Annotated in this window: 22 protein-coding genes and 1 pseudogene; 16 read left to right on the top strand and 7 right to left on the bottom strand. The window is 59.4% G+C overall.

Annotated features, from left to right (window positions below; all coding sequences use genetic code 11):
- Positions 1 to 33: 33 nt before the first annotated feature.
- The 9 genes and pseudogenes from MME58_RS11665 to MME58_RS27790 all read left to right on the top strand — a co-directional run bounded on the left by MME58_RS11665 (position 34) and on the right by MME58_RS27790 (position 9,993).
- Positions 34 to 762, top strand: coding sequence for a DUF4198 domain-containing protein (locus MME58_RS11665; RefSeq protein ID WP_054985369.1), 729 nt, complete (start codon positions 34 to 36; stop codon positions 760 to 762).
- A gap of 274 nt (positions 763 to 1,036) precedes the next feature.
- Positions 1,037 to 1,903 (top strand): formyltetrahydrofolate deformylase, encoded by an 867-nt coding sequence (gene purU, locus MME58_RS11660; RefSeq protein ID WP_054985370.1) that lies wholly within the window; start codon positions 1,037 to 1,039, stop codon positions 1,901 to 1,903.
- Positions 1,900 to 2,802: a bifunctional methylenetetrahydrofolate dehydrogenase/methenyltetrahydrofolate cyclohydrolase FolD gene (gene folD, locus MME58_RS11655; RefSeq protein WP_054985371.1), complete on the top strand. Its 903-nt coding sequence runs from the start codon at positions 1,900 to 1,902 to the stop codon at positions 2,800 to 2,802. The genes purU and folD overlap by 4 nt, the downstream gene beginning before the upstream one ends.
- Positions 2,784 to 4,025 (top strand): FAD-dependent oxidoreductase, encoded by a 1,242-nt coding sequence (locus tag MME58_RS11650; RefSeq protein ID WP_055005913.1) that lies wholly within the window; start codon positions 2,784 to 2,786, stop codon positions 4,023 to 4,025. Before folD ends, MME58_RS11650 begins: the two co-directional genes overlap by 19 nt.
- Positions 4,026 to 4,038: 13 nt before the next feature.
- Positions 4,039 to 4,344: a sarcosine oxidase subunit delta gene (locus MME58_RS11645; RefSeq protein ID WP_054985373.1), complete on the top strand. Its 306-nt coding sequence runs from the start codon at positions 4,039 to 4,041 to the stop codon at positions 4,342 to 4,344.
- Entirely contained in the window at positions 4,341 to 7,247 is a 2,907-nt protein-coding gene (locus tag MME58_RS11640; RefSeq protein ID WP_055005914.1) for a 2Fe-2S iron-sulfur cluster-binding protein, read from the top strand. The genes MME58_RS11645 and MME58_RS11640 overlap by 4 nt, the downstream gene beginning before the upstream one ends.
- 3 nt (positions 7,248 to 7,250) lie before the next feature.
- Positions 7,251 to 7,823, top strand: a complete 573-nt coding sequence (locus MME58_RS11635) for a sarcosine oxidase subunit gamma (protein WP_055005915.1) — start codon at positions 7,251 to 7,253, stop codon at positions 7,821 to 7,823.
- Positions 7,824 to 8,052: 229 nt separating this feature from the next.
- Positions 8,053 to 9,135, top strand: a pseudogene (locus MME58_RS27795) (cache domain-containing protein); the annotation flags it as partial.
- A 90-nt stretch (positions 9,136 to 9,225) separates the two neighbouring features.
- Positions 9,226 to 9,993 (top strand): methyl-accepting chemotaxis protein, encoded by a 768-nt coding sequence (locus tag MME58_RS27790; RefSeq protein ID WP_395514956.1) that lies wholly within the window; start codon positions 9,226 to 9,228, stop codon positions 9,991 to 9,993.
- 112 nt (positions 9,994 to 10,105) lie between these two features.
- Here MME58_RS27790 and MME58_RS11625 read toward each other — a convergent pair whose 3' ends face one another.
- A complete protein-coding gene (locus tag MME58_RS11625) occupies positions 10,106 to 10,996 on the bottom strand; it encodes a LysR family transcriptional regulator (protein WP_061447421.1) in 891 nt (296 codons plus the stop codon).
- Positions 10,997 to 11,104: 108 nt separating this feature from the next.
- Here MME58_RS11625 and MME58_RS11620 point away from each other — a divergent pair, with 108 nt between their 5' ends.
- Complete coding sequence (locus MME58_RS11620; protein WP_054985378.1) at positions 11,105 to 11,980, top strand: MBL fold metallo-hydrolase; 876 nt, start codon at positions 11,105 to 11,107, stop codon at positions 11,978 to 11,980.
- A gap of 123 nt (positions 11,981 to 12,103) precedes the next feature.
- Positions 12,104 to 12,502 carry a hypothetical protein gene (locus tag MME58_RS11615; RefSeq protein WP_054985379.1) on the top strand — a complete coding sequence of 133 codons (399 nt, stop codon included), beginning with the start codon at positions 12,104 to 12,106 and terminating at the stop codon, positions 12,500 to 12,502.
- A gap of 87 nt (positions 12,503 to 12,589) precedes the next feature.
- Here the strand turns inward: MME58_RS11615 and MME58_RS27460 are convergent, their stop codons facing one another.
- Genes MME58_RS27460 through MME58_RS11605 form a run of 3 tightly spaced genes read right to left on the bottom strand, consistent with a single transcriptional unit; the run spans position 12,590 to position 16,387 of the window.
- A complete protein-coding gene (locus tag MME58_RS27460) occupies positions 12,590 to 12,715 on the bottom strand; it encodes a hypothetical protein (protein ID WP_082427297.1) in 126 nt (41 codons plus the stop codon).
- A gap of 55 nt (positions 12,716 to 12,770) precedes the next feature.
- Complete coding sequence (locus MME58_RS11610) at positions 12,771 to 14,258, bottom strand: chemotaxis protein CheW (RefSeq protein WP_055005718.1); 1,488 nt, start codon at positions 14,256 to 14,258, stop codon at positions 12,771 to 12,773.
- Positions 14,255 to 16,387: a methyl-accepting chemotaxis protein gene (locus tag MME58_RS11605; protein ID WP_055005719.1), complete on the bottom strand. Its 2,133-nt coding sequence runs from the start codon at positions 16,385 to 16,387 to the stop codon at positions 14,255 to 14,257. The genes MME58_RS11610 and MME58_RS11605 overlap by 4 nt, the downstream gene beginning before the upstream one ends.
- 620 nt (positions 16,388 to 17,007) lie before the next feature.
- Here MME58_RS11605 and MME58_RS11600 point away from each other — a divergent pair.
- From MME58_RS11600 to MME58_RS11580, 5 genes are all read left to right on the top strand, one after another.
- On the top strand, positions 17,008 to 17,937 hold the full coding sequence (locus MME58_RS11600) for an AraC-like ligand-binding domain-containing protein (protein WP_055005720.1): 930 nt from the start codon (positions 17,008 to 17,010) through the stop codon (positions 17,935 to 17,937).
- A gap of 134 nt (positions 17,938 to 18,071) precedes the next feature.
- Positions 18,072 to 18,962, top strand: coding sequence for an arginase family protein (locus MME58_RS11595; protein ID WP_054985382.1), 891 nt, complete (start codon positions 18,072 to 18,074; stop codon positions 18,960 to 18,962).
- Positions 18,963 to 19,155: 193 nt separating this feature from the next.
- Positions 19,156 to 20,502, top strand: a complete 1,347-nt coding sequence (locus tag MME58_RS11590; protein WP_054985383.1) for an LLM class flavin-dependent oxidoreductase — start codon at positions 19,156 to 19,158, stop codon at positions 20,500 to 20,502.
- Complete coding sequence (locus MME58_RS11585; protein ID WP_055005721.1) at positions 20,499 to 21,458, top strand: D-isomer specific 2-hydroxyacid dehydrogenase family protein; 960 nt, start codon at positions 20,499 to 20,501, stop codon at positions 21,456 to 21,458. Before MME58_RS11590 ends, MME58_RS11585 begins: the two co-directional genes overlap by 4 nt.
- Before the next feature lie 33 nt (positions 21,459 to 21,491).
- The gene (locus tag MME58_RS11580) at positions 21,492 to 22,466 is read left to right on the top strand and encodes an aliphatic sulfonate ABC transporter substrate-binding protein (RefSeq protein WP_055005722.1); all 975 of its coding nucleotides are present in this window, start codon (positions 21,492 to 21,494) and stop codon (positions 22,464 to 22,466) included.
- 59 nt (positions 22,467 to 22,525) lie between these two features.
- Here the strand turns inward: MME58_RS11580 and MME58_RS11575 are convergent, their stop codons facing one another.
- The 3 genes from MME58_RS11575 to MME58_RS11565 form a co-directional block, all read right to left on the bottom strand.
- Positions 22,526 to 24,196: an amidase gene (locus MME58_RS11575; RefSeq protein WP_199727382.1), complete on the bottom strand. Its 1,671-nt coding sequence runs from the start codon at positions 24,194 to 24,196 to the stop codon at positions 22,526 to 22,528.
- 86 nt (positions 24,197 to 24,282) lie between these two features.
- Positions 24,283 to 24,915, bottom strand: a complete 633-nt coding sequence (locus MME58_RS11570) for an ANTAR domain-containing response regulator (protein WP_055005724.1) — start codon at positions 24,913 to 24,915, stop codon at positions 24,283 to 24,285.
- Positions 24,912 to 26,060, bottom strand: coding sequence for a transporter substrate-binding domain-containing protein (locus MME58_RS11565; RefSeq protein ID WP_054984548.1), 1,149 nt, complete (start codon positions 26,058 to 26,060; stop codon positions 24,912 to 24,914). Before MME58_RS11565 ends, MME58_RS11570 begins: the two co-directional genes overlap by 4 nt.
- Positions 26,061 to 26,522: the final 462 nt, after the last annotated feature.

Here is a 26,522-nt window from a genome sequence, read left to right as displayed (position 1 = left end):
GACACCCTCGATTCACACCACTAAGGATGCAACATGCTGTCAACAAAACCTTTTCTGACCTTGGGCCTGCTCGGCGCACTGTTTGCCACACAGGTCGGTGCCCACGGGCTGTGGACCGAACAACGCCGCGGCAACATCGAAGTGATCTATGGTCATGGCGCAGAAGACAACGCCTTCAAGGCTCAGAAAGTCAGCGGCGCATGGGCCTACGACCTGGGAGGCAAAATGATCCCGGTGACTGTACAGCGCCTGGAGGATCACGCGCGACTGGTGCCACTCAAACCGCCCGCCGTAATGACGGTAGCTCTGGACAACGGCATGTGGACGCGCAATGCCGAGAAGAAGTGGATCAATGAGGGCCGCAGCAAAGTGCCGAGCGGCACCGACTCGATTCATACCTTCAAATACAGCGTGGCTATCTACGCGCAAGGCGCTCAGTTGCCATCGTTCGGCAAGCTGAACTTTGTGATCGTGCCGCAGGCTGATCCGTTGAAAGTCGGCGTGGGCAAGCCATTACCGGTACGCGTGCTGATCGACGGCAAGCCCGCCGCCGGCATCAAGCTGATCGGCGATTACCGCAGCGCGCCAGACGTCGTCAGCGCCGAAACCGACGCCCAGGGCCTGGCCAGCGTCATCGTGCGCAACGCAGGGCTGAATGTCATCGCTGCCGAAGCCAAATTGCCCGTCAAGGACAACGTCGACATCGCCGAGCGGGGATTATTTACCTCGTTGACGTTTGTGGGTGAAGCGCACCACGACTGATCCCCTTCTGTATTCCGGAAAACGCCCGCCTCGGGTGTTTTCCGCCTGATGGCAGGTAAAACCAAATCCTGCGCACGCTACCGCCCAGCCCTCCATATTCCCGTTAGTAAACAAAGTTTCCAGAAACCTCTGGACGCTGCTTTTCCTTTCGCCTATAAAACAGCCTTTAAGAATATTAAATTCCTGTAGAGAATTTTATTCATCACTCAAGACCCTCTGTATCCGACTTTTTTGCCCTTTTGCCGAGCTGCCGCCACTTTCCAGAGGACGAGCCATGCAACACGAGAAAAACCATTTCATCCTGAAGATCAGCTGCCCGGCGACCTCCGGCATTGTCGCGGCGGTGACTTCCTATCTGGCCGGTAACAGCTGCTACATCGGTGAAATGGCCCAGTTCGACGACGAGTACAGCGGCACCTTTTTCATGCGCGCGGTGTTTCGTTTCAACGATGGACACGACGGCGATATCCAGCAGTTGAAAGGCGGTTTCGACGCCGTCGCCAAAGACTTTGCCATGCAGTGGGAGTTGCACGACACACGTCGACCGATGCGCGTACTGCTGATGGTCAGCAAGTTCGATCACTGCCTGACGGACCTTCTTTATCGCCATCACAAAGGCGAGATGGACATGACCATCACCGCCATCGTGTCCAACCACCTGGACCTGCGACCGATGGCCGAGCGTGAGGGCATTCGCTTCATTTATCTGCCTGTGACCAAGGAGACCAAATCGGCACAGGAGGCCGCGCTGATGAGGGTGGTCGAAGAAACAGGCACTGAACTGGTGGTGCTGGCGCGCTACATGCAGATTCTCTCTGACGATCTGTGCCAACAGCTTTCAGGCCGGGCGATCAACATCCATCACTCGTTTCTGCCGGGGTTCAAGGGGGCCAAGCCTTATCATCAGGCTTATGAACGAGGCGTAAAACTGATCGGTGCCACCGCGCACTACGTTACCAGCGACCTGGACGAAGGCCCGATCATCGAGCAGGAAGTGCAGCGCGTCGATCACGTCTACCTGCCCGACGACCTGGTTGCGGCAGGACGCAACAACGAAACCATCGCCCTGTCGCGGGCAGTGAAGTATCACTTGGAGCACCGTGTCTTTCTCAACACTGACCGAACGGTGATATTCAGATGAGCGCGCGAATCATCGACGGCAAGGCAGCCGCCGCTCGTGTTCTGGAACAGGTCAGAAACGATGTGAAAACCTTGAAGGCCGAGGGCATCGAGCCGGCCTTGGCCGTCATTCTGATCGGTAACGACCCCGCCAGTGAGGTGTACGTACGCAACAAAATCCTGCGCGCCGAGGAAGCAGGCATTCGTTCTCTGGAGCACCGTCTGCCTGCCCGGAGCAGCCAGGCACAGGTGCTGGCGCTGATTGCCGAGCTGAACACCAACGACTCGGTACACGGCATCCTCCTGCAACTGCCACTGCCGCCGCATATCGAGGAAGCGCGCGCCTTGCAAGCCATTGACCCGATGAAGGACGTTGATGGTTTTCACAGTGAAAACGTTGGCGGTCTCAGCCAGGGACGTACCGTACTGACGCCCTGCACTCCCAGCGGCTGCATGCACTTGCTTGAAGAGACCTGCGCAGATCTGAGCGGCAGGCATGCGGTGGTGATCGGCCGGTCCAATATTGTCGGCAAACCGATGGCTGCCCTGCTGTTGCGAGCGCATTGCTCGGTAACGGTGTTGCATTCGCGCAGTACCGACGCCAAAGCCTTGTGCCGCCTGGGCGACATTGTCGTCGCAGCGGTTGGCCGACCGCGCATGATCGACGCCAGCTGGCTCAAGCCTGGTGCGGTGGTGATCGATGTCGGCATCAACCGCGTCGAGGATCAGGGTCGCAGTCGCCTGGTGGGCGATGTCGACTTCGACAACGTTCTTGATGTTGTCTCTGCCATCACGCCGGTGCCTGGTGGCGTGGGACCTATGACCATCGCCTTTCTGATGAAAAACACGGTGATTGCTGCCAGACAGCAAGCCGACGCGCAACGCAGCCAATCGGAGGCCGTATGCCTTTCAATCTACTGAAATACGGGCTCAGCCCTGAATACCCGGTCGAGGTGGACCTGCCTGCGCCAAGGGAACTCAAGCCCTGCTACGACGTGGTGATCATCGGCGGCGGCGGTCACGGACTGGCAACTGCGTACTACCTGGCGAAATACCACGGTATCAGCAACATTGCCGTGCTGGAAAAAGGCTATCTGGGCGGTGGTAATACGGCGCGCAATACGGCGGTGATCCGCTCCAATTACCTGACCAGTGAAGGTGTGAAGTTCTATGCCGAATCGGTGAAGATGTTTCAGGGCCTGTCCAATGAGTTCGACTTCAACATCATGTACTCCGAGCGTGGCCAACTGACCCTCGCACACACCGATGCCACCGTACGCTCGTTCCGCCAGCGCGCCGAGGTCAACAAGCATTTCGGCGGCCGCACCGAGATGATCGACCGCCAGCAGATCCGCGAACTGGTGCCGAGCCTGAATCTGGACCCCGGCCATCTACCGGTGCTCGCAGGCCTGTGGCACATCGACGGCGGCACCGCCCGGCATGACGCGGTCGCCTGGGGCTACGCCAGGCAGGCGGCCAAGCGCGGTGTGGAGATTCATCAATTGACCGAAGTGCAGGAACTGGTCATCGAGAACGGCGCCATCACTGCGGTGAAGACCAATCGCGGCACCATCCAGTGCGGCTGCGCCGTGCAGGCGGTGGCGGGCATGAGTTCGCAGATGATGAAGAAGGCCGGAATCCGCTCGCCGATCCAGACCTTCCCGCTGCAAGCGATGGTCACTCAACCCTTCAAGCCTTTCCTTGACCCGCTGGTGAGTTCGTCCGCGCTGCACTGTTACGTTCAGCAGACCAGCCGTGGCGAGGTGGTGTTTGGCGGCGGCTCTGATCCCTACCCGCTGTTCAACACCCGCTCGACCCTGGACCTCAAGGAAAGTCTGCTGGCCCATGCCATCGAGATGTTTCCGTTTCTGGCCAACGCCAGACTGATGCGCCAATGGGCCGGGATCACCGACATGACCCCGGACTACAGCCCGATCATGGGCCTTTCACCGGTCAGGAATTATTACCTGGATGCAGGTTGGGGCACCTGGGGCTTCAAGGCAACGCCGATCTGTGGCAAGACCATGGCCGAACTGGTGGCAAGCGGCGGCAATGTGCCTGAGCTGATCAGACCCTTCGCGCTGGAGCGCTTCTCGACCTTTCAGCAAGTCAACGAAATGGGCGCGACAGCGGCCAGCCACTGACGGAGAGCGACACATGAAAATCATGAACTGCCCGCTCAACGGGCCGCGCAATATCAGCGAGTTTTCTTACGGCGGCGAATTCAAGCACATGCCCGACCCGCAAACCTGTAGCGACGCCGAGTGGGCCGATTACGTGTTCAACAGTGAAGACACCCTGGGCGTGGTGCGCGAGTGGTGGATGCACAATCCGTCCAGCTACTGGTTCCTGGCCGAGCGCCATACCGGCAGCGACGAGATTATTCGCACCTTCGACCCGCGGGAAATATTCACCGCACGTATCGAATTCGCTCCCCGCCCATCCAAGGAGATCGCAGGATGACCACCCCAGCCCGCCTGCCCGCGCCTATGGGCTTGCTGATCGATCGCAACCAGCCGCTCACCTTCAGCTTCGATGGCAAGACCTATCAAGGCCTGCAAGGCGACAGCATTGCCAGTGCCCTGCTGGCCAACGGGCGTTTTCTGCTTTCGCGTTCGTTCAAGTATCACCGCCCGCGGGGTCCGCTGAGCATGGCCGGACAGGACGCCAACAGTCTCGTCCAACTGCCTCGGGAGCCCAATGTGCTGGCCGACACCTTCGCTCTGCAGGAGGGCCTGGAGGCAACCGGACAGAACTTCAGCGGCTCGCTGGACCACGACAGGGATGCCTGGCTGGGCAAGTTCTCAAAGTTCATGCCGGTGGGTTTCTACTACCGCTCGTTCTACAAACCCAAAGGCATGTGGAAAGTCTGGGAGCCGATCATTCGCAAGAAGGCTGGCCTTGGTGTGCTGGACCTGAACTTCCAGCCCGAATATTACGACAAGGCCTACCTGTTTACTGACCTGGCCGTGATCGGCGCGGGTCCTGCAGGATTGCAGGCGGCACTGAGCGCAGCCAACGCCGGAGCCAAGGTGCTATTGATCGAACAGCAACCGATACTCGGTGGTTCACTGACCTACGCGCGCTTCGATATCGACGGTCAGCGTGCCGAGCAACTGCGACGTGAACTGAACGACGCGGTGCAGGCGCACGCCAATATTCGAGTCCTTACACAAGCCACCTGCAATGCCTGGTTCACCGACAACTACCTGCCGGTGATTCAGGGCAAGCGCTTGTACAAGGTGCGCGCCACACACTGCCTGGTGTGCAGCGGCTCGTTCGACCAGCCGGTTATTTTTCGCAACAATGATTTGCCCGGCGTGATGCTCACCAGCGCCGCCCAGCGCCTGATCAGGCTGTACGCCGTCAAACCCGGCAAGCGCGCTGTAGTGCTGACCGGCAACGATGACGGCTATCTGGCAGCGCTGGACCTGCACGATCAGGGTGTCGAGGTGGCTGCAGTTGCCGACATGCGCGCCCATCCCTCAGACCATGCATTACAGGTTGCGCTGGAAAAGCGCGGCATCGTCTGCCATATGAGTACGACGGTGTATGAGGCGCTGCACGAGAAAGGCATGCGCCATGTGAGCGGGGTCGAGCTGCGCACGATCACCGGCCAGGGTCAGGTGGCGAACACAGGGTCGAGTATCCAATGTGACCTGCTGTGCATGTCCGGCGGCTACATGCCGGTCTACCAGTTGCTGTGTCAGGCGGGCGGCAAGCTCGCCTATGATGATCGGCAGGCCGAGTTTGCGATCAGCAGCCTGCCACAGAACCTGAGTATCGCCGGTTCGGTCAACGGCTATCATGCGCTGGACAACGTGCTGTCCGATGCAATCCGTGCAGCCACCAGCGTGGTCTCGGCAATGGGTCTGGAATCGTTTGAGAACCCGACCACGCTGCGCAGCGAAGCGCAGGTCAACTTCCCCTGGCCGATCTTCCCGCATCCCAAGGGCAAGGATTTTGTCGATTTCGATGAAGACCTGCAGGTACGCGACATTGTCAACGCAACGCGCATCGGCTATCGCGACATCCAGTTGGTAAAACGCTATTCCACAGTCGGTATGGGCCCCTCGCAAGGTCGTCACTCGGCGTTACCGACCGCACGGCTGGTGGCCGCGTCGACCCAGCGCAGCGTCGGCGAAACTGGCGTGACCACTGCCCGGCCGCCCTTCGAGGCAGAGAAACTGGCGCACGTTGCGGGCAGAGCCTTCGATCCGTATCGCCAGACACCCATGCATCAGCGTCATGTGCAGGCAGGCGCGAAGATGATGCCGGCGGGAATCTGGCAGCGTCCAGCGTTCTATGGCGAGCCATCGCAACGCGATGCCTGCATGCAGCACGAAGCGCTGCATGTGCGCAACAAGGTCGGGATCATCGACGTGTCGACACTTGGCGGCCTGGACGTGCGCGGCCCCGATGCTGCCGAACTGCTCAACCGCCTGTACACCTTTGCGTTTCTCAAGCAACCGGTCGGGCGTTCACGCTATGCGCTGATGACCAATGAGCAAGGCGTGGTCATCGACGATGGTGTCTGCGCGCGCTTTGCCGAACAGCATTTCTACGTCACTGCCACCACCAGCGGCGTGGATCGCATTTACCAGCAGATGCTCAAGTGGAATGCCCAGTGGCGCCTGAACGTCGACATCACCAACGTCACAGCAGCCATTGCTGCGGTCAACGTGGCGGGCCCGGATTCACGCAAGGTGCTGGAGCAAGTCTGTACCGACCTGGATCTTTCGGCCGAAGGCTTCCCTTACCTCGGCGTACGCCTGGGCACCGTTGCCGGTATCAAGGCACGGCTGTTGCGGGTCGGTTTCGTCGGCGAACTGGGCTATGAAATTCATGTCCCGGCGCGGCATGCCCTCACGCTCTGGGACGCATTGACCGAGGCCGGCAAGGCGTTCGACATGCGCCCGTTCGGCGTCGAGACACAACGTCTGTTACGTCTGGAAAAAGGCCACGTGATCATCAGCCAGGACACCGATGGCATGACACACCCTGCCGAAATCGACATGGGTTGGGCGGTCAGCCGGAGCAAACCTTTCTTTGTCGGTCGCCGCTCGGTAGACATCCTCGAAGCGCAGCCGCAGAAGCGCAAGCTGGTGGGCTTTACCTTGCCCAAAGCCAGCCCGCTGCCGCTTGAGGGTCATCTGGTGCTCAAAGGTCCGGACATTACTGGCAACGTGACCTCCTGCGAGTACTCGTCGACGCTGGGTCTGATTATCGGTATGGCCTATGCCGCGTGTGACCAGAGCGCACCCGGCCAGCAGATTCCGATTCGCGTCGAAGACGGCGTAGTGGTTCAGGCGACCGTCGTGAAACTGCCCTTCTTTGACCCTGAAAACCAGCGCCAGGAGCTCTGATCCATGACCACTCTTAGCAAAGACCGCTCCGGCATGACCGAGGTGCGCTCCCTGTGCACACTGGAAGACCTGACCCATTTGCCACGCACAGGATTTCGCGGTTTGCACAGCGCCGAATACTTGGCGGCACGCGGTTTCAGCCTGCCAGAGACACCGAACCGCGCCGTTACCCAGGCCGACGGCAGCCATGTTGCACGCCTGTCGCAAACCGAATACCTGTTGCTGGGCAGCCCGCTCGACAACGGCCAGCGGATTGCCGATGAGGAGGCGCGCTGGGAGCTGGACCACAATGCCAATTATCTGTTGCCTCGCGAAGACAGCCATGCGTGGCTGCAATTGAGTGGCTCATGCATTCCCGAGGTGATGGCCAAACTCTGTGGCGTCGACCTGCGTCCCGAGGCCTTCAAAGCAGGTTGGGTGGCGCAGACCTCGGCAGCGCGCATCAATGTGATTGTGATCAACGTTGGCGCACAGCCCGAACAGTGTTTTCAGATTCTGTTCGATCGCGCTTCGCTGGCGTATTTCAAGGACACAGTGCTGGATGCCATGGCCGAGTTCGGGGGACGCTGCCTGTAATGGTTGGTGCTGACCTGTGATCGATATCTCCGGGTCAGGGATTGCGGACAGCCCTGCCCCAGAAACGACACGCATACCCATTACCGCCATGTGAGCTAAAGAACACGGACGACGAGCCGACTTTCTTCTGGTAGGCCACAAGACATAGCTCCGGGTCCTCGCCCGGCGCGACCGACTACGGGTAAGCAGCGCCAACATTCGCGGTAGTTATGGATATTCCGGAGCTCAAATGAACATCAAGCAGAAACTGACCTGGGCTTTTGCGGTGATTGCCTGTTTGCCCATACTCGTCGTGGCCGCCATCGTGATCGTGAACCTGCGTGACAAGGCAACCAGCGATTTCGTGGACAGCAGCGGGCGGGAGATTCGTCAGGTCGACAACGCCATGCAGCTGTTTTTCGACGGCATCACGCAGAACGTCAACTACATTGCGGCACACCCGCTGATTGCCGGCGCGGGCGATGATTTTCGTAACTACATGGGCGCAGCCGCTACCGCGCAATCCGAGAATGACCGGCAGGCCACCGAACTGTTCGCCAGTATCGCCAAGGCTCACCCTGCTTACTCCTACGTCTCTTACGGTCTGATCAACGGCAGCTACATCATGACGCCGGAAGACCCGAAAATGAGCAACTACGACCCGCGTGTACGCCCGTGGTACAAGACCGCAATGGCCAACGCCGGAAAGACCGTGCGCAGCGATGCCTATTACTGGGCCAACGATGATGCGGTACTGGTCAGCACCATCCGCGCGATTCCCAACAAGCTGGGTAACCCTGGCGGCGTGGTCAACATCGACGTATCGCTCAAGCAACTGACCAACATCGTCAAGCAGATCAAACTGGGGGACAGCGGCTACCTGATGCTGATGGAGAAGAACGGCACCGTGCTGGTCGACCCCAAGCAGCCAGAGCATAACTTCAAGAAGCTGGGTGATCTGGGCGACGGTTTCGCCGAGCTGGCCAAGACTGGCACTGGCCTGGTCGAGGTGACACTCAACGGCGAACGCTACATGGCCAACGTGTACCCGTCCGAGCAACTGGGCTGGAACTTCATCGGCCTGATCAAACAGGACGAAGTGATGGCCTCGGCCACCCGCCTCACTTGGCTGATCGGCATTATCGCTGCGGTACTTGCGGTGGTCTTTGCGATTGTCGGCGCCAGTTTTGCCAGCGTGATTGTCCGTCCGATCCACAGTGTTTCCAGCGGCCTGGAAGGCATCGCTGGCGGTGAAGGCGACCTGACCCGGAACCTCGCGGTGCGCGGCAAGGATGAAACCGCGCAACTGGCGGGTTGGTTCAACAAGTTTCTGACCGCCATCCGCAGCCTTATCCAGCACATCGGTCAGGCCGCCGGGAAGATTCTCGAAGCCTCACACAGTTCGACACGTGTCTCCAATGACATGGCCGAAGCCGCTGGCCGTCAGCGTGAAGCGGTAGACATGGTCTCCACCGCCTTCCATGAAATGGTCGCCACGTCCAATGAAGTCGCCCGTTCCTGCAGCCAGGCCGCCGACTCGGCTGACAGTGGTCAACAGCAGGCGCGTGAAGGTCAGCGGCAGATCGATGATGCCGTACGCAGTGTCGACCAGCTCAGCGAGGAACTCGCCCGCTCGGCCAAGGACATGACACAACTGGAAAAAGACAGCACCGGCATCCAGTCGATTTTGAACACCATCCGCTCGATTGCCGAGCAGACCAACCTGCTGGCCCTCAACGCCGCCATCGAAGCAGCCCGTGCAGGCGAACAGGGTCGCGGCTTTGCGGTAGTGGCAGACGAAGTCCGCGCACTCGCCAAACGCACCTCCGACTCGACCGCCGAAATCGACAGCCTGCTGGGCAATCTGGCCAAACGCACGGCTTCGGTGGCGCAACAGATGCACGCCAGTCTCGACGTTTCGCAGCAATCGGTGACCAAGATCGGGCAGGCGCGCAGCAGCTTCGGGCAAATCCGTGAGTCGGTGGATGTGATTCGCGACATGAACACTCAGATCGCAACGGCCGCCGAAGAGCAGCATCAGGTCGCTGAAGACATCAACCGGCACATCAGCCAGATCCATGGCGATGCCCAATTGATCGCCGACCTCTCCGACTCGGCCCGCGCCGACTCCAGAAGCCTGGAAATACTGTCCAGCGAACTGGACGGCCTGGTGCGCAAGTTCAAGACCTGATACTGCACACACGGAGCGTAAGGGACGATGGGCGTCTGTGTCCCCTATCGTACCCATGCTCCGCGTAGGCATGCCGTTCTGGACGCTCTGCGTCCTGTTCGCAGCAGGTGATCTAATCTGCGTCCCTCTCAAACCATTCAGTCAGAAAATCCAGAAAAGTGCGCAGCGTTGCCGACTGATGGTGCCTTGAGGTGTAGATCGCGTGTATCCCCAGTGCCTGTGGCTGGTATTCCGGCATCAGGGCGATCAGCTTGCCGCTGGCAATCAGCGGCGCTGCCGAATGCACTGGCTGCAGGCTGATACCGGCGCCAGCCACTGCGGCCTCCAGCAGCACCACTGAATCGTTGGCACTCAGGTTGCCACCGACCGGCACACTGAGCGGCAGCTGCTGGCGGGTGAACTCCCAGAGGCTCTTGCCGAAGTACGAATAGGTCAGGCAATTGTGGGCAGGCAGTTCCTGCGGTCTGGACGGCGTGCCGTGCACGGCAAGATAAGCTGGAGAAGCACACACTATCGAAGCGCATTGACCCAGCGGACGGGCAATGACGTTGGGGTCCAACTGATTAGTGATGCGGATCGCCAGATCGATTCGCTCGCTGACCAGATCCACCGCCTCGTTGCCGATAAGCAGGTCTGCCGAGGTGCCGGGGTAGCGTTGCAGGTAAGCCGTCACCGCGGGTGCCAGAACGGCCAGGGCCAGCGACTGCGAACAGGCGATGCGCAGCATGCCGCGTGGCTCGTCGACTTGCGTATCGGCTGCCAGTGGTACTGCGTCGGCCAGCTCGATCAACTGCTGACAACGCACCAACGTCATTTGTCCGGGCGCGGTCAAGCCGAGCTTGCGCGTGGTCCGGTGCAGCAATCGTGCTCCGGCCCAGCTCTCCATCTGCGCCAGATATCGCGTGACCATCGCCCGTGACATGTCCAGCGCCTCGGCGGCGGCAATGAGGCTGCCCCTTTCGTTAATAGCGATGAATACCCGTGCCGCTATGATCCGATCCACAATTCGTCCGATATGAGCAATCAATAGTTGCCAATACTGAGGCTTTTGTTTCACTTGAAGCAACCTAAGATAACGACCTCAGCCCTGCTCGAACAAAGGTCGTATCCCATGTTGCGTAAATCCCTGCTTGCCCTGTCCTTCGCTGCTCTTTTCCCTCTAGCAGCCCAGGCAGCCGCCCCCTTGGCAATCGAGGTGTACAACCCGGCCGAAAAAGCCGTCTTCCCGGTATCTTCCGAACTGATCACCGGCAAGCATGACGCGGTGCTCATCGATGCGCAGTTCCAGCGCAACGACGCCGAGGCTCTGGTGCAAAAGATCAAGGCCAGCGGCAAGCAACTCACCACGGTCTACATCAGCCACAGTGACCCGGATTACTACTTCGGTCTGGACGTCATCAAAGCCGCTTTTCCCGACGCGAAGATTGTCGCCAGCGCCCCTACCGTCAACGCAATCAAGGCTTCAATGCAGGGCAAACTCGCCTACTGGGGCCCGATTCTCAAGGACAATGCGCCAGCCAGCCTGATCGTGCCCGACGTGCTCAAGGGCGACCACCTGACACTTGAAGGCCAACCGTTGCAGATCAAAGGCCTGAATGGCCCGGCGCCCGAGCGAAGCTACGTATGGATTCCCTCCCTCAAGGCGGTAGTCGGTGGTGTCGTGGTCTCCAGCGGTATTCATGTCTGGGTCGCTGACACACAAAGCGCTAAATCGCGTCAGGACTGGCTCGCGACACTCAAAAGCATCGAGGCGCTGAAACCGGCCACCGTGGTTCCGGGTCATTACCTGGGCGAAATCCCGGCAGGCACCCAGGCTGTGACGTTCACCGCCGACTACCTGAAGTCCTTCGAAGAGCAGGCCGCCAAGGCCAAGGATTCCAGCGCCCTGATCGATGCCATGCAGAAAGCCTGGCCGCAATTGGCCGAACCGGCTTCGCTGGAGATGAGCGCAAAAGTCATCAAGGGCGAGATGAAGTGGCCGAATTGATCCGCTACCTGCAAGGCCTCGGAGGAGCGTTGCGAATATAAGGCAGGGACCAGGCTTTTACATGCGCAGCGCACATGCACTCAGGTATGGTCAGACGCCCATATCAGTCGCTATGCTGCGCCCATGAACGCCCCTCTGAAAATCCGTACCCCCTGTCCGCCCGGCGCTTGCGACTGCAAGCGCGAGCTGCTGGACGCGGAAGATGCAGACCTGCGGATTCTGCTGCTGACCCGCGATGCGGAAAAAGCCCTGTTGGATCGCTTGGAGCGTATCGAAAGTCTGGAAGATCTGGAGCACATGCAGCGCAAGATTTTCCAGCAATTGGGCGTGCGTGTCGACGTCGCGCCGGGCTTCAATGAAGTGCGCACCATGCGCGGCATCAGCATTGTCGTCGAAGAAAAGGTCGGGCTGTGTCGCAAGGCGCGCCAATCGATACCCGCCGCCATCCGCCGCGCCCTGGAAGCACGTCCACAGATCGCCTATCAGTTGCTCAACGCCAACGACCTGCTGCGCGACGCGTAAGTGAAGACCAAGCCGGCGCAGGCTTTCAGAAACCAGGACGCCCGGCCTGAACAGACCGGGCGTCACGTAAACACTCCCGCAGGCTGATCAACAAACCCCTGGCGGGATGCCGTCCTTGTTGAAGTCTTTCAGGCGTTCCTTTTCTTCGGGCGTCGAATGCGCGGGCACATAGCTTTGCGGTTCCGGTTTTTTCTCGTCTTTCTTGTCAGTCATGGTCATTGACTCCGCTGGTGGACACTCAAATAAGGCCACGCGCGGAGCATTCGGTTCAGACTGATTGCGCAGCGCGGCGCTGATCGACGCTGCATTCCAGTTGCCTGGCCAGGCCCTGCAGATCGAGCAGGGTCGCGCGCCAGCTGCGCTCCTGACTGCCGACGCTGACCAGCGAACGAACCCGGTCATTGACCGAAATGCCCTTGCCGGTACTGGCTTGCCAGCCTTGTTCCAGCATCGCCGGATCAAACTGATTGAACGCGTCGATCGCATCGACCCGGCTCACCGCAAAACCGAAGCACAGACGCTCGCCACGTACGATCAATACGCGTGAAGCGTCACTCTGGGTTTGCGCACCTTCGCCCAGCAGACTACTCAGGCAGATCAGCGGCACCTGCTCGCCACGCAAATTGAACTGACCCAGCAAATGTGTTTCTGGCTGTGAAAGCCCGATCAACTGCTGTGGCACGCTCATGATCTCGACAATCTGGCTCAATGGAGCGACAAAGCGAGTCGGTGCGTCAAACAGCAGGCAGGCATGTCGCAGCATCGCCTTGGTCACATCATGCGAGGCTTGCGCAGGTCTGACGTCATGCTGGTAGACCTGCGTATAACTTTTGACTTCCGGGCGCTGCAACAGCATCGGATGATCAAGCAGCAATGCCTGCTGCCCCTCCTCCAGGTTCATCACACCGGCCAGCAGTTCCGGGTGCGGCAGTCCATAACCCGGTGCAGCCAGCAATCTGCTCGGGTCCTGACGCTGAATGGCAACCATACGGTCATAACCAAACCCGCATACCCGACCATCCGGCGCGGTCAACAGCAGCAACTGCGGCTTGGACGTCTGGCGTGGGTGGTCCAGACCAAGGACTTCGGAAAGGTTGAGCGCCGGGACCTTGGTGCCACGTACCGACGTGACGCCAAAGCAGCAGTCACTGGCAAAGTCCGACGCCGAGATTTCCGGGCCATCCACCAACTCGGTCACAACGCTGGCATCGATACAGAAGTTGCGACCGTCACACTCGAACACCAGGTAATGAAGCAGACGGTTCTTGGCTGCCAGCGCCTCTTCCTTGAGAATCTGCGCGCCTGGATCAGCTGCGAACAGCACGCCCGGCAGGCTGCTCAAGAAGCCCAGATCCAGCTTGTAGATCATCCGCGACTCATCTGCGCTCAGCAGCAGCGCTGGCAGCAACCCGGCGCTGGTGCCGCCAGGCCCCAGCGGACTGAATTGCGAATCGCGGGCCTTGAGAATGTCACAGACCGCGTCAATCGCCAGGCCTAGATAACCGCCCCCGTATTTGAGGATAGCGACCAGTGGCGTGGGTGACGAAACGTCGCCTCCTTCCGCCAACTGGCTGCGCAGGTCGACCAACGGCACGGGTTTGCCGCGCAAGGTAAATACTCCACGCAACGCTCCCCGGGTCAGCGGATGGGGATGCAGATCAGCCGGCCAGTGCACGGCCTCCATCAATGCATCGGCAACCACCGCCAGGTACACGTCATTGATCTGCACGACGCCATAGGCATTCAGGCTGCTCATGCAGGTTGTCCGATGGATACCTTGTTCAGAGTTTCGGTGTAGCCGGTCAGGTTGGCTTTATGCAGCTCGATGATCAGCGCCTCTACTTCCTGAGCCGACAGGCGTTGTTTCTCGGTCGCCGTGTTGATCCCGTCGATCGCCTGAGTGGTCTGCATCACGCCTTCCACGATATGTTCGAAGGCTTCGCCGGCACTGCGCGAAATCTCGTTGCCTGACTCTATACGGCTGACGGTTTCCAGAATCAGCTTGTTGATTTCCTTGGTCGCGCGCGAGGACTTCTCGGCCAGCTTGCGCACCTCGTCGGCGACTACCGAAAAGCCCAGGCCATGCTCACCGGCCCTGGCCGCTTCGATGGCCGCGTTGAAGGCCAGCATGTTGGTCTGACTGGCGATCTCGCTGATCAGCTGAATGATGTCCTGAATGCCCTCGGCGGACTTGGCAATCATGCCCATCGCGTCGGACGCCTTGACCAGCGTCTGCGAGCCGGAACTGGCCTGCTCACGCGTCATTCTGGCCAGATCGGTGGCCGTCTCGGTACTTTGTGCGACGTAGGAAATGGCGGTCATCAGTGCTTTCACCGAGTCGCCCATGGCGCGGGTCTTGGCCTCTATCGCCTGCTCCATCTCGACCTGACGGGTAATGTCAGTGGCGAATTTCACCACTTTGAACGGCAAGCCGTCATGGTCGAAAATCGGGCTGTACGTCGCCTGAATCCAGATCTTCTGCCCATACTTGCTGACCCGCATGAAGCGCCCGGAGTAGAACTCGCCCTGCCCCAGCCCGTGCCAGAACTCACGGTACTCGGTGCCGCGCACGTACTCTTCCTCACAGAAAATACGGTGATGCTTGCCTTTGATCTCCAGCAGGCCATAACCCAGCGCTTTGAGGAAGTTGGCATTGGCGGTGATGATGTTGCCAGCCATGTCGAACTCGATAACGGCTTGGGCGCGGTCGATGGCATTCACCTTGCCCTGGTCCTCGACGCTGGTTTCCTTGGCGCTGGTCACGTCGAGCGCGAACTTGACGATCTTGTAGGGTTTGCCCTGCGCATCGAAGATCGGGTTGTAGGTGGCCTGAATCCAGATTTCCTTGCCGTCCTTGCGCTTGCGCTTGTACTCGTTGGCGTCGTATTCGCCACGCCCGAGCTTTTCCCAGAGTTCGCGATACTCAAGGCTGCTGACGAACTCTTCGGAACAAAACATCCGGTGGTGTTCGCCGACAACGTCTTCCAGGTCGTAGCCGAATACCGCCAGAAAATTGCGATTGGCATGCAGCACTTTACCGGTCAGATCGAACTCGATGACCGCCTGAGAGCGCTCGATAGCCGTGACCTTGCCAGCGGACTCGGCCTGACGGGCGCGACTCTCGGTGACATCGTTGGCAAACTTCACAACCTTGTAGGGACGACCGTCAGGGTCAAAGATCGGGTTGTAAGTGGCGCTGATCCAGAGCTCGCGACCGTTCTTGCCGATACGCTTGTACTCGCCGGAGTCATATTCGCCACGCTCCAGCTTGGCCCAGAACGCGCGGTAGGCAGGGCTGTTCAGGTAGTCTTCTTCGCAGAACATGCGGTGATGCTGGCCTTGTATCTCATCCAGACGATAGCCAAGCACCTTGAGGAAGTTTTCGTTGGCATTAAGCACCCGACCGTTCAGATCAAACTCGATGACGCCCTGCGAACGATCGATCGCCGCGACCTTGCCTTCATACTCGGCATTGGCTTTGCGCTGTTGAGTGACATCAGTGGCAAATTTTACGACTTTGAATGGATTACCCAGTTCGTCGAAGATCGGGTTGTAGGTTGCCTGCAGCCAGATCTCGCGACCGTTCTTGCCCAGGCGCTTGTACTGACCTTCGTCAAAAGCACCTTTGCCCAGTTTTTCCCAGAATGTCGCATATTCGACGCTGGAGGCATGTTCCGGCGTGCAGAACATCCGGTGATGCCGACCCTGAACTTCGTCCAGCCGATACCCGACGCAATCCAGAAAATTGGTATTGGCCCGCAGGATGTTACCTTCGAGATCGAATTCGATCATCGCCTGCGAGCGATCAATGGCCGTCATCAGCGAGTGGAGGTCCAGCTCTAGCGCGGCCCGATCCCCGGGGGTGTTCTCAATTGTGGTCGACATGTAAAAGTCTCTGCGAGTCAGCATCTATGGAAGTATTGTTATGAAGCGCCGGTCTCTGCGGGCCGCGTCGAACGCTTCTGCATGCGTGGACTATGGTGCCTGCCGATCAAGCCGGTTAATCGTCTTTCTCAATGCCTTCCATAGCGCAAACTCTCAGTTCATCAACGGCGGATGAAACAACGCAAGCTCATTGGCAAGAAGCCTTTGTATTCACATCGGCTTGAAACAGGTCAGCTTTAGCGCCACTATTTAGCCATCTTATGAATACAGACGTGCGGTCGGCCCGATCACCGGTAAAAAAATACTTCGTCCCCTCCTCCCCACGCTGAGCACCACCGCGCAATCAGGCGTAGAACCAGATGACGAGAATCACGGCACCGGTCCATCCCAGGGTGAGCAAAAAGGAAAGTCCAGCAAGGCGCGGGTCCATGGAACTCCTGTTCTAGAAGGCTTGGGTAAGCAGAGCGCTGCATACGTAGGGATATATCGGCTGGATCACCGATATATAAATTATTTTCGCCACCGTGGAACACAGTCAGTGCGCGGGTCTTGCCCTGAATCAATGTCTGATAACCTGTCTGCGATCACTTCGTTAGAAAACGCTCGTTACAGGGGCAGACATGGCCATCATTTTCTCAGCCGAACCACTGCGATCCGAGGATCGTTTCGACGTCTGGCAGGAGGTTGTGAGCTCGACGTACGGCCTGGTCGCAAGCCAGCCGCTGAGCGAAGCACCGTTCGCCGGAACCCTGAACGTCAGGGATCGAAGTGGCATTACCTTTACCCGGATTCAGTCATCTCCACTTCATTACCGGCGGTTGCAACAGGACAGGGAAAGTGATCACTTCCTCGTCACGCTCTCTTTGTGTCGCGACGCGCTCGTCGCCCAGAACGGCAGGGAGTCCCGGCAAGGCGCAGGCGATATCGTCCTTTACGATAGCGCCCAACCGTACGCTTGCCGTTACCCCGAAGGTGATGATCAAATCGTGCTGGCTGTGCCGCGCAAGCTGTTGCTGCAACACATCCCGAATGCCGAGCGACAGGTATGCAGAACACTGCCCGGTCGTTCGGCGTTGGGCCGTGTGGCCGGCACCTTGATGAGCGAAACCTGGAGCACAGAGGATTTATCGGACCCGCTGAGCAAAAGGCTCAATGCATCACTGCTGGACGTACTGGCCACGGCTTTCGACTCGGTGTTAGGCGACACTGATATCCGGCGTGATTCTCATCAACTGCAACAGTTGCGACGCATCAAGCAGTTCCTGCTGAATAACCTGTCCGACACGGGCCTGACGGCCGACAGCATTGCCCTGGCGACGCACGTTTCGCCACGCACGCTCAATCGATTGTTCGCACAGCAAGGCACGACAGCCATTCGCTGGCTCTGGCAGCAAAGACTTTCGGCGTGCCATGACGCATTGCTCAAGCGCCATGTTCGCCGAGTCAGTGATGCTGCGTTGAACTTCGGCTTTACCAACCTCTCGCATTTCAGCCGCGCCTTCAAAAATGCCTATGGCATCTCTCCTCAGCAGCTCTTGGGGCCACGATAAGGCGATTGGCGCTTTCGGCACAGCGATTGGCTGTCCTGGCAAAGCGCACTGCACCCACGCCAATCAGTATCACTGCCATGCTGACGGCGCTTGCTGCGCGCCGTACCCAGGAACGGTGACGAAGGAAAACCTCAATGAATACCCACTCCGATAAAACCCTGCGACTGATCTTTCCCCAATGGCAAGGCGGCAACAACGCGCCTTACCATTTTGGCGCACAGTTGCTTGCATGGCTGGCACCGGACGCGACAGGGCCTGTAGAACAAGTGGACGTAACCGAACCGGATGATCAACCACTGGAACTGCAAAACAACATTATTGCCCGCCATGCGCTGCTGGCGCAGCTTGACCTTGCGCGGCGACTGATCGACCGGCATCAGCAGGATCGGCTGGTGGTTCTGGGTGGCGATTGTCTGGTCGATCTGGCGCCATTCGCCTATCTGAACGAACGCTACGACGGCGACCTTGCAGTGCTCTGGGTCGACACCCACCCGGACGTCCTTACCCCCAAGGACTTCCAGCATGCGCATGCAATGGTCATGGGCAATCTGCTGGGCGAAGGTGACGAGGACTTCGTCAATGCCGTAAAACGCCCGATCAAACCAGCCAATGTGATGTATGCGGGCCTGCAGGACACCCTGGAGGCAGAAACCGCTTTCATCAAGCGTCTCGGGCTGCGCAGTGCCGGCGCACAGGCGCTGGCCCACACCAGCGCGCCGGTGCTGCAATGGCTAAAGGAAACCGGGGCCAGGCACCTGGCGATCCATCTGGATCTGGACGTGCTGGACCCGGCGCTCTTCCGTTCTCTGCTGTTTGCACAACCCGGTGTCCCGGCCGCTCACTTTGAGGGCGTTGCGCAAGGCAAGATGACTATCGAACAGGTTGTCCGCTTGCTGGCAGACGTTGCCAGCGTTGTGGACGTGGTCGGCCTTGGTATTGCCGAGCACCTGCCGTGGGACGCGTTGGCGTTGAAGAACATGCTGACAAAGCTGCCATTGCTGGGCGTCCGGGCTGCGAATCCTTGAGCCGGACACTTTGATAAACCCTTAAAATTTAATTTATGCATACTTTAATAAAATATAATCATTTAATTTAATAATTAACATATAACAAAATAGAATTTCACTGCGATTTTTTATAGGCATATCGTCGTCTTTATGCCGACCCCTTCTCCAGGCGGAGGTGCACCCACCTTTTTGAACCGTCCGGAGCAAAACCATGAGCAGACAACGACACCTTAAACTCGGCGCAATGGTCCACGGCGTCGGCCATGGTTGGGGCGAATGGCGTCACCCGCAAGCACTGGCCAATGCCAGTGTGAATTTAGGCTTTTATCAGCAGCAGACTCAGCTGGCCGAAGCGGCTCGATTCGATTTTGTGTTCATTGCCGACAGCCTGCACATTCACGAAAAATCCAGCCCGCATTATCTGAATCGCTTCGAACCACTGACCATCCTCTCCGCACTGGCGGCCACCACCCGGCATATCGGTCTGGTGGCAACGGTCACAGTTAGCTACACCGAGCCTTTCCAGGTGGCTCGCCAGTTCGCCTCGCTGGACCACATCAGTGGCGGTCGGGCTGGCTGGAACGTGGTGACGTCCTGGCTCAGCGGCACTGCCGATAACTTCAGCAAAGGTGAACATCCGCCCCATGCCGTACGCTACCGCATTGCCAGGGAGCACATCGAAGTGGTCAAGGGGCTGTGGGACTCATGGGAAGACGATGCGTTCGCCTACGACAAGCAAAAAGGCGAGTTTTTTACCCCTGGCAAACTGCATACGCTGGATCACAAGGGCGAGTTCTTCTCGGTGAAAGGCCCGCTCAACATAGCCCGGTCGAAGCAAGGCCAACCGGTGATTTTCCAGGCGGGCACCTCCGAGGCCGGGCGTAATTTTGCCGCTCAGAACTCCGATGCAATTTTTGTCCACGCCGAGAGCTTCGATGACGCGCGCACCTATTATCAGGACCTCAAGCAACGAGCCGAAGGGTTTGCCCGCGACCCGCACGCGCTATCGATTCTGCCCGGCATTCGCCCGATTGTCGGGCGTGATGAGGCCGAGGTGGAGAGCCGCTACCGCCAGGCCGTGGAGCTGGTCACCATCGAAGACGCTATCGTCGCCCTCGGACGTCCGTTCAATGACCATGACTTCAGCCAGTACCCACTGGACGCCCCGTTTCCGGAACTGGGCGATCTGGGCTCCAACAGCCAGAAAGGCGGTTCGGACCGGATCAAGCAACTGGCCAGAGACGAGGGTTTGAGCCTGCGTGAGGTCGCCTTGCGCTTCTCCCTGCCCCGCCGTGACTTTGTCGGTACGCCCGAACAGGTTGCCGACGCTATTCAGACGTGGTTTGAAGAAGGGGCCGCCGACGGCTTCATCATCAATAGCGTCCTGCCGGATGGTTTGCAGTATTTCACTGAGTGGGTGGTGCCGGTGCTGCAGCAGCGTGGCCTGTTTCGCACTGAATACAGCGGTAACACGCTACGTGAGAATCTTGGCCTTGAAGTGCCGGTCAATCGTCACGCAAAGGCTGTCGCCCACAAAAAAGACGAGGCATTGGCATGACTCGACTCGTGATAGCCAGCCAACTGGAAGAAGACTTCAACCAGGTCATCCGCGAGCGGCTTGAAGTGACCCATCCACAAGCCAGGGTCATCGGTGTACCTGCTGGAGTGCCGAGTGACCTGCCCGGCGAGGTCGGCATTCTGCTGGCGCGCCCGATCAACGTGCGTGGTTATGAAGCACCAGCCTCGCCGCCACCGGGTTGGCCCTATGGCCTGAAATGGATTCAGGTGGTGTCTTCAGGCATCGATTTCTATCCGGGCTGGCTGTTCGACGGACCGCCCGTGAGCACTTCTCGGGGCAGTGCGGCAGAAAACATCGCCGAGTTCTCGCTGGCCGCGATCTTTGCCGCTGCCAAGCATCTTCCGGACATCTGGGTGCATGACTCGCAATGGAATTTCACCACCCTGACGCCACTCAAGGGCACCACACTCGGCATTCTCGGCTTCGGCGCCATCGGCCGCAGTCTGGCCAGCAAGGCCCACGCGCTGGGTATCAACGTGGTCGCATTACGGCAAAGTTCGGCTCCGTTCGAGGTTGACGGTGTCGAAGCTGCTCGGGACATTCACGACCTGTTCGCGCGCGCCGACCATCTGGTACTGGCCGCGCCATTGACACCTGCCACCCGGCATATCGTCAACGCCGACGTGCTGAACAGTGCCAAACCCGGCCTGCACCTGATCAACATCGCCCGCGGCGGTTTGCTTGATCACGAGGCGCTGGTCACGGCACTGGATCAAGGCAACATCGGCCTCGCCTCGCTCGACGTCACCGAGCCCGAACCGCTGCCGGACGGCCATCCACTGTATTCGCATCCGCGAGTGCGTCTGTCACCGCACACCTCGGCGATCTCCAGCAATAGCCGTCACGAGATAGCCGACAGCTTCCTGGCCAATCTGGAGCGCTATATCAGCGGGCAGGCCTTGCACAATCAGGCTGATCGCCAGCGCGGCTACTGACTCTCAGCATCACTTACACATACCGAGCGTGCCATGTCGAACCCCATAAAAAACACTCGAATTCAACTCCGGCGTTCTCTGTTGGCAGGGCTGCTCGCAGCGTTGGCTCTAGGCTGCGCCCTGCCCATCGAGGCACAGGAAACGCTACGGATCGGTTACCAGAAGTCGTCCACGCTGATCACCCTGCTGAAGACCCAGGGCACGCTGGAAAAAGCCCTTGCGCCACAGCACGTCAACGTAACCTGGCATGAGTTTCCGAGCGGCCTGCCGCTGCTGGAGGCACTGAACGTGGGCAATGTCGACATCAGTGCGGACGTGGCCGACACCGTGCCGATTTTTGCTCAGGCGGCGCAGGCCAGGCTGACCTACTTTGCCCAGGAAGCGGCATCACCCTCGGCCCAGGCAATCATCGTGCATAAAAACTCGTCCGTGCACCAACTGTCGGACCTGAAAGGCAAAAAGGTCGCGGTTACCAAGGCTGCCGGCTCTCACTACCTGCTGATCGCTGCGTTGAAGAAAGCCGGTCTGGCGTTTTCGGATATTCAGCCCGCCTACCTGTCACCCGCCGACGGCCGTGCAGCCTTCGAGAACAACAAGGTTGACGCCTGGGTCACCTGGGAACCCTTCCTGACCAGCGCCCAACGGCAATTGCCGACCCGTACCCTGGCTGACGGCGTGGGCCTGTCCAGCTACAAGCGCTATTACCTGACCGGTACCAGCTACGCCAAGGACCACCCACAAGTGCTCAGCGTGGTTTACGAGCAATTGCACAAGGCGGGCATATGGCTCAAGGCCAATCCACGCGAAGCCGCACAGGTGCTGAGCCCTCTGTGGGGCAACCTGGACATCGAAACGGTTGAAATCGCCAACAGCCATCGCACTTATCAGATCCAGCCAGTCACACATGATCAATTGGACGAACAACAGCATATCGCCGAGGCCTTCTTCGCAGCCGGTCTGCTGCCCAAGGCGGTGGATGCGCAGGATGTGGAGGTGTGGAAGCCTTGAGAGACGAGGCGCATGCGCGCTCAAATCAAGCACATGCGCCCCTCTGTCAGCTGTCGAATTCAGATACCCGGCGGCGTGGGAAATACGCCGCGAGCGGTTTCATAAGCCTGCGCGACACGCAACGCCAGGGCATCCTTGAAGCGCGGTGCCACGATCATCATGGCGACTGGCAGTCCGTCGGCCAGGCCTGCCGGGATTGACGTGGCCGGGTGGCCGGTCAGGTCGAACGGCGCAGTGTTGGCGAGCATGTTCAGTGCGCTGTGCACATACTCTTCAATCGGCGCATCGGCGGCGGTCAACGGGGTCGCCACGAACGGCATGGTCGGCATCACCAGCACGTCGAAAGCCTTGAACGCTTCGTCATATTGACGGGTGAGTTCCGGCACCAGCATGCGCGCCTTGGCGTAATAGGCACCGTGCAGGTTCTTCAGGCTGTAATGCCCGGTCAGCGCCACGGCACGCACGCTGCTGGACAATGCGTTGGCATGCACACGACGCTTGGCGCCGAAGTAACTCATGATCTCGGGGTCGTAATAGCCGTCGACGTTCATGCCATAGCCGTTGCCTTGCAGCATCTGGTACGCCGCGCCATCGGTGGCGATGACGTTCCACATGTCCAGCGCCACCCCGCGATGCCAGGGGACGCTGGCCTCGCCGACCGTGGCGCCAAGGCTTTCAAGTTGTGCCGCGGCAGCTTTGACCAAGGCGTCTACCTGCGGCTCGGACATGCCGGGGATCGCAAAACCCTCGCGCAACAGACCGATTTTCAGGCCAGAAACGCCTTGATCAAGGGTCGCGACGCAGTTCACCGCTGGCGGGTTTTTCTGTCTTGAATCGAGGCCGTCGGCTCCGGCGATCACATCGAGCATGATCGCGCAGTCACGTACGTTGATGGCCATCGGGCCGACGTGGTCGATAGTCCGCTCAATCGGGAAAGCCCCGGTATAAGGCACCAGGCTGTAAGTCGGCTTGTGCCCGACAATACCGCTCCAGGCCGACGGCATGCGGATTGAGCCGCCCTGATCGCCGCCGATGGCCATATCCACCGCTTGCAAAGCAACCAGCACGGCACTGCCGCTGGATGAACCACCTGCGTTGCGGGTCAGGTCCCACGGGTTTTTCACCGCGCCGCTGGCCGAGGTGAAGCTGGCCCCGGAGAAACACAAGTCTTCGCACACCGACTTGCCGACCACGGTCGCGCCCGCCGCCAACAGGCGCTTGACCACGGTGGCGTCCTCGGACGGCACATAACCATCAAGGCTCAGCGAACCATTGGCCATCGGCACGCCGGCCACCGATACGTTGTCCTTGATGACCACCGTTCTACCTGCCAGCGGGCCGCTCTGGGCACCGGCAATATGCGTCTTCACATACCAGGCCCCGTGCAGGTTTTCTGCCTCTGTCGGCCTGCTGTGTTCACGCTGCGGGGTGGGTTGGGCGATGTGAGCGGCATATAACGCATCGATGGCCTCGTACGAGCCCAGGGTTTCGTCAGCCAGACTCAGGAACGATTCCATTTGGCTGTCTGAGAGGTCGTACCCGTGATCTTGAGCGGCAATCAGGAAGTCGGCTTTGCCGGGACGTTTTACGGACATGGTGTTCTCCAGATAACGGTAAGGGCCGTCCGGGGTCGGACAGGCGCTGACTGGAGCCGCCTGTGCAGGATGCGCAGGTCTGGGCTCGATCCGGAGGACGCCGTTGTCCCTGCCGGTCGCCACGCGGTGTTCCATACCTGCCGGGTCAGGGCGTATGGCAAGCGTCCACGCAGAAGAGGATCAGGCCCGCAGGCCGACACTCGTCGCTCGTCAAAACCTGCTCAGGAGCAGGACTGTTGAAACAATTCATGAGCCTTGACCAGCGCCTCGGCGATTTTCTCCACCGGCTCGCGCTTGGCCATGGCCTGATCGCGCAGCGCGTTGTAAGCGTCTATTTCAGACAGACCCTTGGTTTCCATCAGGATGATTTTTGCCTGCTGCACAGTGCGCATCACCGCCATGCGCCCTTCCAGGCGCTTGACGTGTTTTTCCCGCTCGCGGGTTTTGCGCGCCTGGCTGAGGGTGATGGCCAGCGCCGTCAGCAAGCCGAACGACCTGACCGGCGAAGGGATCACCGAACAGGCGTTGAGCTGCACCAGCGCCTCAACGATGATCGGGTTTTCATAGGCGATCACCGGGATGATCGGCGGCGTTGCGCTGTTCAACAGCCACGGCGTGTTGGTTGACAGACTCTCCGGTGACACCGCTAGCACGATCACGTCGGCCTCGCTGTGCAGTCGCTCGGGGATCGGCCACTGCACCCGCACCTGACAGCCGATGCGCTGCAACTGGGCGATCAGGTTGCGACCGTCTTCGTCATCCGGGTGGATCACCAGCACGCTGATGTCGCGCAGGTCCTTGATGCCGCCTGCGCTGTCATTGCGCAGGCGTTTCTTGGCGGCACGCAGGGTCATGGACGCCTCCCGGTCAGGCTGGACCAGCCGCTGAAATCCGGCGCAACGGCGTAAGGGTCGGGCTTCAGCGCTTTCTGGCTTTCGTAGAGAATGTCAAACTGCCCTTCGGCGTTGGCCCGGCCGATCCGCGAATACAGGTAAGTGTGATGGTTGTGTTCATCGATACGCACGCGCCCCTGCGGCGCGTCGTATTCCAGGCCGCGCATGGTCTGCAGCACATCTTCCACTTCGGTGCTGCCCGCCCGGGCTATCGCCTTGGCCAGCAGGTGAACCTGAAAGTAGGCAGCCTCCCAGCAGCGGTCGGTGACCTGATGCTGGCCAAACATCTCCCGGTATTGAGCAATACACTGGCGATTGAGCGGCGTGTCGATTGACTGGAAGTAAGTGGCCGCCGAAATGTGCCCGGTGCCCAGATGAACGCCCATCTGCTGAATGTCCGTTTCGCTGGTGGTCACACTGGCAATCGGCATGACGGTCGGGTCGAGGCCTGCGTCGGCATAAGCCTGATACAAATGAGCCATGGTTTCACCGACCACCGTGGAGAAGATGAACGACGGTTTCAGCTCCCGCGCCTTGACCATAAGCCTGGCGAAGTCTTCGGCCCGGGCGTTTTTCAACGGCAGGTAATATTCGCCCAGTTTGCTGCCGCCCCGCTCGTAGAGCAGGTCGCTCATCAGCCGATTGGTTTCGTAGGGGTACACGTACTCCGAGCCGATCATCAGCACGCGGCTGCCGAAGTGATCAAACATGTAACTGCCGAGCGGCACGGCGTTATGGTTCGGCGTGGCGCCGGTGTAAATGATGTTGCGCGAATACTCGAAACCCTCGTAGTAGACCGGATAGAGCAGTAACGCGTTGTAACGTTCGACGACGGGCAATACGGCCTTGCGCGCCGCCGAGGTGTAGCAGCCGAAAAAAAACCGCAGGTTCTCTTCGCGAATCAGCGATTCAACGTGCATGGCAAACAGCGCCGGCGTCGAATCGGGGTTGCGGGTAATCAATTCCAGAGGGCGACCCTTCACGCCCCCGGCCGCGTTGATCTGATGGATTGCAAACTGCGCGCCGCGCATCGTTGAGCATTCGCCAGCCGCGGTAACGCCGGTATTGGAAAACAGACCTCCTATGCGAATCGACGGGTCAACCATGTCTATAAACCTTGTTCAACGTGAGGTGAGACGCCCGAACCTGGCCGGGAGCCTGAAAGAAGACTGAGCGAATAACCGCGGATTCAAACGGTGGCTCTCAGGCGGTTGTGCCTGGGGCTGGCGTGACGACAGTGTCAGGACCAGTCATGCGAGGGGCCTTCCACACCTGCCGAGAATGGGCGTGTGGCAAGGGACCCTGCGAGGGTATCTGCTGGCAGTCATGCAGATAGCGGGCCATGCGGGGTGTGTGGGTGTTGATGATTTGTGTATCTGCTGGCTGGGGCGGTGCTGACGTAACAGGCATTTGTTCGCAGGGATGGGCGTACATTCGCAAGGGTTGTGTCGCATGACACATCGCTTTCGCGAACAAGTTCGCTCCCACAAAAGCGGCATACATCTCCTGCAAAGGCCTCAATACACTTCTCACAAAAGCATCGTATTTCAGCCATTGAAGGCGTGCGC

Source organism: Pseudomonas syringae pv. tagetis, assembly GCF_022557255.1.
Classification (GTDB): Bacteria; Pseudomonadota; Gammaproteobacteria; order Pseudomonadales; family Pseudomonadaceae; genus Aquipseudomonas; species Aquipseudomonas caricapapayae.
The sequence above is the reverse complement of the archived record's forward strand: the minus strand, read 5'-3'. Positions and strand labels throughout refer to the sequence as shown.

Excerpts from the sequence above, each read along its gene's own strand:
- MME58_RS11665 (WP_054985369.1), top strand. The coding sequence starts at position 34 with ATGCTGTCAACAAAACCTTTTCTGACCTTGGGCCTGCTCGGCGCACTG.
- purU (WP_054985370.1), top strand. The coding sequence starts at position 1,037 with ATGCAACACGAGAAAAACCATTTCATCCTGAAGATCAGCTGCCCGGCG.
- folD (WP_054985371.1), top strand. The coding sequence starts at position 1,900 with ATGAGCGCGCGAATCATCGACGGCAAGGCAGCCGCCGCTCGTGTTCTG.
- MME58_RS11650 (WP_055005913.1), top strand. The coding sequence starts at position 2,784 with ATGCCTTTCAATCTACTGAAATACGGGCTCAGCCCTGAATACCCGGTC.
- MME58_RS11645 (WP_054985373.1), top strand. The coding sequence starts at position 4,039 with ATGAAAATCATGAACTGCCCGCTCAACGGGCCGCGCAATATCAGCGAG.
- MME58_RS11640 (WP_055005914.1), top strand. The coding sequence starts at position 4,341 with ATGACCACCCCAGCCCGCCTGCCCGCGCCTATGGGCTTGCTGATCGAT.
- MME58_RS11635 (WP_055005915.1), top strand. The coding sequence starts at position 7,251 with ATGACCACTCTTAGCAAAGACCGCTCCGGCATGACCGAGGTGCGCTCC.
- MME58_RS27790 (WP_395514956.1), top strand. The coding sequence starts at position 9,226 with ATGGCCGAAGCCGCTGGCCGTCAGCGTGAAGCGGTAGACATGGTCTCC.
- MME58_RS11620 (WP_054985378.1), top strand. The coding sequence starts at position 11,105 with ATGTTGCGTAAATCCCTGCTTGCCCTGTCCTTCGCTGCTCTTTTCCCT.
- MME58_RS11615 (WP_054985379.1), top strand. The coding sequence starts at position 12,104 with ATGAACGCCCCTCTGAAAATCCGTACCCCCTGTCCGCCCGGCGCTTGC.
- MME58_RS27460 (WP_082427297.1), bottom strand. The coding sequence starts at position 12,715 with ATGACTGACAAGAAAGACGAGAAAAAACCGGAACCGCAAAGCTATGTG.
- MME58_RS11610 (WP_055005718.1), bottom strand. The coding sequence starts at position 14,258 with ATGAGCAGCCTGAATGCCTATGGCGTCGTGCAGATCAATGACGTGTAC.
- MME58_RS11605 (WP_055005719.1), bottom strand. The coding sequence starts at position 16,387 with ATGTCGACCACAATTGAGAACACCCCCGGGGATCGGGCCGCGCTAGAG.
- MME58_RS11600 (WP_055005720.1), top strand. The coding sequence starts at position 17,008 with ATGGCCATCATTTTCTCAGCCGAACCACTGCGATCCGAGGATCGTTTC.
- MME58_RS11595 (WP_054985382.1), top strand. The coding sequence starts at position 18,072 with ATGAATACCCACTCCGATAAAACCCTGCGACTGATCTTTCCCCAATGG.
- MME58_RS11590 (WP_054985383.1), top strand. The coding sequence starts at position 19,156 with ATGAGCAGACAACGACACCTTAAACTCGGCGCAATGGTCCACGGCGTC.
- MME58_RS11585 (WP_055005721.1), top strand. The coding sequence starts at position 20,499 with ATGACTCGACTCGTGATAGCCAGCCAACTGGAAGAAGACTTCAACCAG.
- MME58_RS11580 (WP_055005722.1), top strand. The coding sequence starts at position 21,492 with ATGTCGAACCCCATAAAAAACACTCGAATTCAACTCCGGCGTTCTCTG.
- MME58_RS11575 (WP_199727382.1), bottom strand. The coding sequence starts at position 24,196 with ATGGAACACCGCGTGGCGACCGGCAGGGACAACGGCGTCCTCCGGATC.
- MME58_RS11570 (WP_055005724.1), bottom strand. The coding sequence starts at position 24,915 with ATGACCCTGCGTGCCGCCAAGAAACGCCTGCGCAATGACAGCGCAGGC.
- MME58_RS11565 (WP_054984548.1), bottom strand. The coding sequence starts at position 26,060 with ATGGTTGACCCGTCGATTCGCATAGGAGGTCTGTTTTCCAATACCGGC.